The organism is Synechococcus sp. OH2 (genome assembly GCF_047462155.1).
Taxonomy (GTDB): Bacteria; Cyanobacteriota; Cyanobacteriia; order Thermostichales; family Thermostichaceae; genus Thermostichus.
The window spans coordinates 1-7,916 of record NZ_JANSIR010000101.1 but is presented as its reverse complement, the minus strand read 5'-3'; the positions used below and the strand labels follow the sequence as shown (position 1 = coordinate 7,916).

Sequence of the window (7,916 nt, the reverse complement as noted above, 5' to 3'; positions counted from 1 at the left end):
CGAGCTGGCGCGAGGGAGTTTTTGCAGTTGAGCATGCAGCTCCATGCGGGTGACCTGGTCGATGTTGGGATCGGCCATGGCCGCCTTTAGTTGTTGGCGCTTCTCCCGATATTTTTCGACCAAGCGCTGGCGCTTTTTCTCCCGCTCGATCATGCTCTTTTTAGCCACGGCTCACCTGTTTCTCCCAATTTTTCAGCTCATCTAGAATAGCGAGAAGCCCTCCCCTCAGGCAAGGGGATCCCAGAGCCGGCCATCCTCGCTGCTCCCCTTGCTTGGGCTCCGTAGGATCCCTGAGGCCAGCCCCTCGGCTTGGGGGCAATCTCTTTCTGTAGGCAAGGTTGGTGGTGGGTGATGACCCTTTCCAAAGTGATCTCGTTGGTCGCCGCCAAGTTCAAGGTTTCCCCAGAGCAGATCGAGGCCACCCGCGTGATCCTCCACAAGCCCCCGGCTTTGTTGGCGGTGCTCAAGTCGGCTCCGCCGCTGCCCAAAGAGGTTTTGCAGGATCCCAGCTTGGCCTATATCTATCCGGCCACTTTTATTCAATGGTCGAAGTGCATGCATGGCCTGGCGGAATGGGATGATGTGCCCGCCCTGAGCTACGCCGACTATGTGGCGCAGATGGAGCTGACCTTCCTGCCGACGGATATTGCTGTCGAGGCCGCCAACAGGGACTAGCGCAGGCGAAAAACCCGTTCTGAGGCCTGGCGGACAAACTCCTTGAGCCAGCCCGATTTTTGGGTGCTCTCCACCTGGGCCCTGACCACCGCCTGCATCCCCCCTTCCCCCCAGCTTTGGTTGCGCTGGAAATACTCGATGAAGCTTTTGCCGGCAATGCGGGTGAGATAGCCGGCGCTGGCCGCCTGGATGGGGGCTGTCGCCAAAAAACCGACCACGCTCACCTCAGCCACCGTAGCCAGGAGCCCGGTGGTCAGTTGGATCGCCCCTTCCACCAGACCCAGGCCAGCCAGGGTCTTGGCCAGGGACAGGGCCAGTTCCCGCCCCTGCTGCAGGTTCATCTGGCAGCCGTAGAGGGATCCCAGCTCCACCACCATCTGGGCGTTGATGGCGGCAATAGCCAGCAGATCCAGCGCCGGGATGGGGTTGACAAACACGACGCCGGTCACGATCCACTGAAAGCGATCGATCACCTCCTCCGCCTGGCGGCGCAACTGCGCCTGGATGATCCGCTTGGCCTCTTCCCCCAACTGCTGCGATTGCAGCAGGGCATTGTCCAAGGCCAGGGATCCCCCTTCGGCGTAGAGCACCGCCTGGACGCGATCCCGCACCGCTGCCACCTCGGGCTCCGGTTGCCAGGTTTGGGATCCCAGCCGCACGGGGGCCGGGTCAGCAGCAGCCAGCAGCACATCTTCCGGTTGGATCAGGGGGTAAACCCGTTCCCGCAGGCGCTGCAAGAGGAGCTGCCGTTCTTCCGAGGTGTAACGGTCGATTTTGTTGAGCACCAGCAGAGCCCGCTTGCCCAGGGCGATCAACCGGCGCAAGGGATCCACCTCCGACTGGCGCAGATCCCCATCCACCACCACCAACAGCAGCTCGGCGGCCTGGGCCTGCGCCTGCGCCTCCTCTTCCCGCATCGCCCCTGCCGGCCCGATCTCCAAAATGCCCGGGCAGTCCACGATCTGCACCGGGTGGGGGATCGCGGGCAAGTCCCAATCGTAAACCGCCACCGTCTGCGTGGTGCCCAGCGTTGCCCCCACCGCCCCCACCCGCCGCCCCAGCAGCGCGTTCACCAGCGAGGTTTTGCCCGCCGATCCGGTGCCGAAGACCACCACCTTCAGTTGGGGCCGGGCCAACTGTTGGGCCAGCCGAGCCGACCGCTCCGCCAGCGCCGCCCGCGCCACCTGATCCTGGATCTGCGCCATCTGAGCTTCTAGGTGCGCCAGGTTGCGCCGGGCTGCCTCCCACTTCTCGGCAGGGGTCTCCGGGGGGGCCGGCCTGGGAAGCCTCTCGGTTTTAGGGGCGGGGCGGAACAGAAACAAGTAGTAGATGGAAGCGGCCAAAAACACCAGCAGCAGCAACACCAGCACCCCGATCAACACCCCCCCCAAAATCGGGTGGTAGCGGGTGGCGTAGTACAGATCCAAAAACGATTGGATCAGCCAGACAATCAAGCCCGTGAACGAGGCCAGCAGCGCCAAGAGCAGCAGCAAGCGCAGATAGGGAACCGATCGCATAGGGATCCAGGGCCACAACCATTCGCCTCAGCGGAACGGAGTCCTTTTGACTCTAGCCGTGGCTGCCCTTGTCCGACTACTCAGATCTCGCCCTCAGGCTGTAGGGGCGGCTCTTCCCCTTCACACCGGGATCCCCCCTCGATGACCCGAATGGCCTGCGGCTCCCCATCCACCTTCACCTGCAGATGGCGCAACTGCCAGGCTGTTCGCGTCAGCGGGACGGAGTCCTTACCGGCCACCCCCCGCTCCGACTCCACAGCCACCTCGCCGGTGCGCTGGGATCCTGTGATCAAAAAGGACAGACAGGCCCAGCCGGCTTGCTCATCCTCTTGAGCAGAGGGAGAACCTCAGCCTTGGCAATCAATACAAAACGTCTCAGCCAATCTGCAAGGACTCCGTCCCGCTGACGTGAACAGAAAAGTCAGCAGAACCTTGGGGCTTTGCCTCAAAGAACTGTCTAGAGGCGTCTTGACAGCGCCTTTACGGGTTGGTTCACCTTTAGGCGGTGGGAGTGTCAACGAGGTCAAACTGGGGCACCTGCGATGCCAAAGCTGCAGGGGCAGGTACGAGCAGCAACGCCCACAGAGCCGGCATGGCCCACCTGGCCCAGCGCCAATGACAATGGGGGGATGCCTGCCATAGACTTGGCCAACTCACCTCAGCAGCAGTTGGGAGAAAGAGCCTGGTGGTAACCGGCGGATCCCAGGCCCAAGGGTAGTTTAGAATGTCTTTAGGTTGAGGCTCATCGGGATCTACAGACGCTGGCTCTAGCTTCTTTGAGCTGATCCCAAGAGGGCTGTCTTGTTGCTCCTTCTCCCCCATAACTCTCTGGAACTCAGGAGATTTCTATGGCCGTTCCTAGTGGTCTTTCCAGCCCGCTGCCGGAGCAAGAAACTTCTACGGGACAGGGCAACGGTCTAAATTTGGCTCCTCGGCCTGCCGATCCTGCCCCGCTGGCTGCCCAGGGGGTGGGAGAAAAGTCCGGCCCGCCGGTGTTCCCCAGCCCTGTCAAGTTCAGCAAGATCGAGATCGACAACCGCCCGGTGGGAGCTTCGACTCTGAAGGTAGTGGATTACTTTGCCGATGGCCGTCCAGTTGCTGCCGCCACCCTGAAAGTCGTGGATACCTGGGGCGAGGGGCGCCCAACGGTGGCTTCCGGCGTCAAATTTGTCCATGACCCAACCCTCAACCGGCCGGTGATGGCGGATGGCCTGAAAATTGCCAAAACTTTCCTGGGAAATCGCCCTATTGAGGCTAGCCCCCTTAAGGTGTTGCGTTAGCCAGGATCCCTAACGGGGGCCAGGGATCCCCCCTGCTAACCTGGGTGGGGGAGAGGCGACAGCGGCAAATATGGAGATCCTGGCGGCTTTGTTGGGGTTGCTGGCGGGCTTGGGAGGAGGGGCAGGCTACCTGGCAGATCAGACGGCTCAGCAGCTCTTGCTCGCTCAGCTTGATAGGGTAGAGGTTTTGGAGGTGCGCATCCAAAGCCGCCCCAACTATCGTTTTTTGAGTGGCCAGGCGGATCGGTTGTTGGTTGCTGGGCGGGGGCTCTACAGGGCTCCGTTTCCGCGCATCGAGCTGCTGGAGCTGGAAACAGATCCGGTGGCCATTGACCCCTCTTTTTTCCGCGGGGCTCCTCTGCGGCTGGAGCGTCCTCTGCAGGCGGCGGTGCGGGTGGTGGTGCGGGAAGAAGACTTGAATGCTGCCCTCAACTCACCAGAGGTGCTGAGACAGTTTCAGGATATCCGAGCAGATCTGCCCTTTAGCGGGCGTAGGGACGAACCCCGCCGCTTCGATCTGCGCCAACCCCGGGTCGAGTTTTTGGCTCCTGACCGCCTTCGACTTTCTGCCCTCTTGGTGGAGCAGGAAGGCGGCAGTGAGCAAAAAGACTCTGTCCCGCTGACGCGAACGGTTGATGTGGTGTTCAACGCCGGGATCCGGGTGGAGGAGGGGCGCCGCTTGCAGCTTCAGGATCCGGAGTTTGTCATCGGCTCTGTGCGGGTTCCCGATGAGATCTCGGCAGCGTTTTTGGGCGGCCTTAACGAGGTGTTCAATCTGCAAGAGTTAGAAGATCTGGGGATCCTGGTGCGGGTGCTCAGCTTGGAGATAGGGTCTGACCAGTTGCAGGTGATCGGCTTTGTGCGGGTCGAGAGCTTGGAGACCCTGATGGGATCCCAGCGGGCCGCTCTTCCCTAGCAGGGATCCCCATCGCGGACAAATCTTCTCGAAGCGGGCCTCGTCCAGGTGGAAGAGAAGCCGCGCCTCCCCTTGGTTGTTGCAAATGGTTTTGGCTAGCGTAAAGCTGGAGCTCAGGGTGAGGCCGGTTCAAGCTGCCTGTGGCTGCTCCCGTGCCAGTTTTGGGCCTGTCCAGCCTGGGGATCCCCGGCAGAGTGGGCTTTTCTTCGCTACCCTAGAGCTAGGCAAGACAGGGGAATGGCAACGATGGATCACTACGGAGGGCGTACTGCACAGCTTGGCTCCGTCCGCTTGGGAGGACGGCGTCCTCGCCCCCGGCGCGGCCCGGCTCTGCAACTGGGGATCCTCGGCTTTTTGCTGGGGTTAGGGGTGATGGGGGGAGCTTGGTGGTACAGCATCGGGCCGCGGCAAACCCTTTCTCTGTATTGGCTGACCAGTGCTGACAATTCCATCTACTACGTGCAGCAGGAGCGCTCCCTGCGCGCCTTCGACGCCCAAGAGGCCATCCGCCTGGCCTTGGAGGAGCTGATTGCCGGTCCCCGGGATCCCCGCCTCGCCACCGCCATCCCCTCCCAGACGCGGCTGCTGGATGTGCGGGTGGAAGGCGACGATATTTTCCTCAACTTCTCTTCTGAATTCACGCAAGGGGGGGGATCCACGGCGATGATGAGCCGGATTGCGCAGGTGCTCTACACGGCCACCAGCCAGAACCCCGGCGCGCGGGTGTGGATCTCCGTCGAGGGGCGCGCCCTCGAGGTGTTGGGGGGGGAAGGGCTAATTATCGACCAACCCTTGACGCGGGCCTCGTTTGTCCCCAGCTTCCAGCTGCCGGCAGAACCTGAGGCGGAGCCGTCAGCCGTATCAGCCTCTTGAAACCCTTGAGACAAAGATCATGAACTGGTTGCAGCGGGTGGGCAGCAGTTTTCTCCTGGCCGGTCAGGTGATCTTGCACCTGCTGCAAGGCCGTATTCATCGGCGCAACACCCTGGAGCAACTGGCGACAGTGGGGCTGGAGTCGCTGCTGATTGTTTTGATCACGGCGGTGGTGATCAGCGGCGTTTTCACCATTCAGTTGGCACGCGAGTTCATCAATTTCGGGGCCTCTTCCCTCATCGGAGGGGTTTTGGCCATTGCCCTGGCCCGCGAGCTGACGCCGGTGGTGACGGCGGTGATCCTGGCCGGACGGGTGGGATCCGCCTTTGCCGCCGAGCTGGGCACCATGAAAGTCACCGAGCAGATCGACGCTCTGCTGTTGTTGCGCACCGATCCAGTGGATTACCTGGTGACCCCGCGGGTGGTGGCTTCAGGGCTGATGCTGCCGGTGCTCACCATCCTCTCCCTGCTGACGGGTTTGGTGGGGGGGATGATCATCTGCGCTTCGGCTTACAACATTTCTTCCACGGTGTTTCTCACCTCGGCTCAGAATCTCCTGACCCCTTGGGACTTGCTCGTCTGTTGTTTGAAAGCGATGGTGTTCGGGGTTCTGATCGCCATTGTCGGCTCCAACTGGGGCCTTTCCACCAGCGGCGGCGCCAAGGGGGTGGGCCGCTCCACTACCGATGCTGTGGTGACAGCGTTGCTGGGGGTGTTTGTCACTAACTTTCTCATGTCCTGGCTGTTGTTTCAGGGCCCAGGTAGCGCCCTCAGCCGCGCCTTCTAGCCACTCAAAAGGGCAACGGTTCAGGGGAGATAGTGATGCAGAATCCCTACGCCCCATTCCTGAGATTTTCTTGGCCTGAGATCAGCCGGGCGCTCAGGATCTGATCCCCTAGCTTGATCTTGCGCAGCACCTCGGTGCCCTCGGTAACATAACCGAATACGGCATAGCGGCCATCCATGAGGTTGAGGCCGGCAGGGGTGAGATCCGGCTCGGCCATGAAGATGAAGAACTGAGAAGAGGCGCTGTTGGGCTCATCGGGATAGCGGGCCATGGCCACCGTTCCTTCAGCAGAAAAGGGCAGGGCCGGCTCTACATCCCACAGGCCCAGTTGATCAAAGGTCTGGCCGTAGCGGGGCATTACCTCGCCTTTGGCCCGGATCTCCATCGGGATGGTGCGAACCTTGCCGGTGGCCGGATCCACATAGCCGTCGGCAGGGCCTGGGGGATCCCCCGCTTGCACCAGGAAGAAGTTCTCCACCCGGTCAAAGGTCAGGCCGTCGTAGAAGCCCCGCTGCACCAAATCGGCAAAGTTGCCGGCGGTGAGGGGGGCGCTATACCCATCCAGCGTGATCACCATGCGCCCGGCGGTGGTGTTCAGCTCCGCTTCCGCCCGGCCCAGGAGCTGCGGCTTGTCGGCATATTCGGCAGGGATCGCGTAGGGAAAAGCCCCCACCCAGTGGTTTTCCAGGGATCCCAGCTCGTCTATGAGGCGGTCATAGGCGGCGCGGGCCTCTTCCTTGCCCTTGGATTTGCGCTCTGTGGCTTGGCTAATGAGTTGCAACTCCTGGCGTAGAGTGGCAACTTCTCCAGCGGCGGCAGCAGCCTGCTCAGGGGGCAACTCCGCCAAGAGGGGATCCGTGTAGCGATCCAGAAGCCGCTCCACCTGGCGCACATCTCCCCGCACCGCCGACCAGCGGTTGTACTTAAGGTCGCTCTCGATTTTGGTGATGGCCTCATCGATTTCCCAGATCCGGCTGTCCTGGATGGGCAGCGCCCGCCGCAAGAGAGTACGCGGATCCGTAATAGCATCCCCTTGCGGCAGCGCCAGGGCCGGGATCCCACCCAGCCAAACCACCCACAGCAACACCGCAGCTAAGACAAGCCGGAGCGATTTTCTCCCCCACTCCCACCGATCGGTCTTGCCTCCAACTGGGGATCCCTGCTGGGCACGCTGCGCCATATCCTCACCTGTTGCCGACACTGCTTTTGCTCTCAGCCTGGCATTCTACCGTTGCTGGCGGCAAGCGTTGCTGCAAGAGAAGAGAATGCAAAGGTCAAACGGCCAGGAACCGGCTGCATCCCCCTCCTACCTGGGAACGACGGCCTCAAAGCGGATGGCCCCGGCAGTGCCAGATCCCCCCACATTGACCACCACCACTCCGTTGGAGTTGGTGATGCCGCCGCAGGCCGCTGGCACCACTTGTCCTGGTGGGATGAAAGCTCCCCCATCCCCATCAACTGCATCGCTCAGAGCCACTGGAGAGCCACCTGCCGGTGTCAAGGACAAGCTGCCCGGCACATAGCCAAGACCAGGGACGAGGGGATCGCACACCGTCAGCGTCGAGCTGGGCGAATCCAGCAGGAAGTAGATGGCAAACTGCACCCGCGCTCCCGGACGTACCGGCTGGTTGACGGCACCTTGCAGGAAGGTTGCTGCCCCGCCCGGCCAAGGGATCCCTGGGTTGTCGTTGGGATCCGTGGGCTCGTCGAAGAACTCACGGATGGGAAGGCCGTTGACGGCACTGATCCGCTTCACCAGCCGGATCCCTTCGCCTGGGGAAGGTGACGGACTAGGCGTTGGCGTCGGCGTTGGCGTCGGCGTCGGGGTCGGCGTTGGCGTCGGTGTCTCCGTCGGGGTCGGCGTCGGC

Annotated in this window: 9 protein-coding genes and 1 pseudogene; 5 read left to right on the top strand and 5 right to left on the bottom strand. The window is 62.1% G+C overall.

All coding sequences use genetic code 11. The features are described from left to right. A pseudogene (gene rpsN / locus NW835_RS09980) lies at positions 1–168 on the bottom strand (30S ribosomal protein S14); the annotation flags it as partial. Between the two features lie 183 nt (positions 169–351). Between rpsN and NW835_RS09975 the strand changes: the two are divergent. Further along, on the top strand, positions 352–675 hold the full coding sequence (locus NW835_RS09975; RefSeq protein ID WP_414365591.1) for a hypothetical protein: 324 nt from the start codon (positions 352–354) through the stop codon (positions 673–675). Here NW835_RS09975 and NW835_RS09970 read toward each other — a convergent pair. Then, positions 672–2,192, bottom strand: a complete 1,521-nt coding sequence (locus NW835_RS09970; protein WP_414415196.1) for a YcjF family protein — start codon at positions 2,190–2,192, stop codon at positions 672–674. The two genes, NW835_RS09975 and NW835_RS09970, sit on opposite strands and share 4 nt — an antisense overlap. Before the next feature lie 80 nt (positions 2,193–2,272). Beyond that, the gene (locus NW835_RS09965) at positions 2,273–2,485 is read right to left on the bottom strand and encodes a hypothetical protein (protein WP_414365593.1); all 213 of its coding nucleotides are present in this window, start codon (positions 2,483–2,485) and stop codon (positions 2,273–2,275) included. 555 nt (positions 2,486–3,040) lie between these two features. Here NW835_RS09965 and NW835_RS09960 point away from each other — a divergent pair. The 4 genes from NW835_RS09960 to NW835_RS09945 all read left to right on the top strand — a co-directional run bounded on the left by NW835_RS09960 (position 3,041) and on the right by NW835_RS09945 (position 6,048). Further along, entirely contained in the window at positions 3,041–3,472 is a 432-nt protein-coding gene (locus tag NW835_RS09960) for a hypothetical protein (protein WP_414365594.1), read from the top strand. 70 nt (positions 3,473–3,542) lie between these two features. Further along, positions 3,543–4,388 carry a DUF2993 domain-containing protein gene (locus NW835_RS09955; protein ID WP_414386038.1) on the top strand — a complete coding sequence of 282 codons (846 nt, stop codon included), beginning with the start codon at positions 3,543–3,545 and terminating at the stop codon, positions 4,386–4,388. 246 nt (positions 4,389–4,634) lie between these two features. Then, a complete protein-coding gene (locus tag NW835_RS09950; RefSeq protein ID WP_414365596.1) occupies positions 4,635–5,261 on the top strand; it encodes a GerMN domain-containing protein in 627 nt (208 codons plus the stop codon). A gap of 16 nt (positions 5,262–5,277) precedes the next feature. Beyond that, complete coding sequence (locus tag NW835_RS09945) at positions 5,278–6,048, top strand: MlaE family lipid ABC transporter permease subunit (protein WP_414415214.1); 771 nt, start codon at positions 5,278–5,280, stop codon at positions 6,046–6,048. A 46-nt stretch (positions 6,049–6,094) separates the two neighbouring features. On the opposite strand, the gene NW835_RS09940 is transcribed toward NW835_RS09945, so the two are convergent. Next, a complete protein-coding gene (locus NW835_RS09940; protein ID WP_414415195.1) occupies positions 6,095–7,228 on the bottom strand; it encodes a peptidylprolyl isomerase in 1,134 nt (377 codons plus the stop codon). A 126-nt stretch (positions 7,229–7,354) separates the two neighbouring features. Then, a partial coding sequence (locus NW835_RS09935) for a hypothetical protein (protein ID WP_414415194.1) occupies positions 7,355–7,916 on the bottom strand: 562 nt, incomplete at its 5' end.